Below are 485 nucleotides of genomic sequence, written 5' to 3'. Positions count from 1 at the left end.
ATCGAGCATCATCGTGTAGCCCGTCGGATTCGGCAGCGCGAACGCGATCGCGGGCCGCTCGATGCCGGGCAGCGTCTTCAGCACGTAGCGCGACACCGCCATCAGCGCGCCGGTATTGCCGGCACTCACGCAGGCTTGCGCACCACCGTCACGCACCTGCTCGAGCGCTACACGCATCGAAGAACGTGGCTTGCCGCGCAAAGCCTGAGCGGGCCGCTCGTCCATCGTGACCATTTCGGGCGCATCGACGATTTTCAGGCGCGCAGGATCGACACCGGGATGCTTGGCGACCAACTGTTCGAGTAGAGAGGATTGGCCGACGAGGACCAGATGCAGCGAGGGGTTTTCAGCCAGGCAGGAAAGGCTGGCCGGAACAATGCAGTGGGGACCGAAGTCCCCACCCATTGCGTCGATCGCGATGACAGGAGCGGACAAGGATTACTCGTCAGCGCCCTTGTCGATCACCTTGCGACCACGGTAGAAAC

Annotated in this window: 1 pseudogene; it reads right to left on the bottom strand. The window is 63.1% G+C overall.

What is annotated here, in order from left to right:
- A pseudogene (locus ACU8YC_RS26570) lies at positions 1-435 on the bottom strand (phosphate acyltransferase PlsX); the annotation flags it as partial.
- Positions 436-485: the final 50 nt, after the last annotated feature.

The organism is Citrobacter sp. VF227, assembly GCF_052950715.1.
Note: the sequence above shows the minus strand (reverse complement) of the source record. Positions and strands in the feature narration are given on the sequence as shown.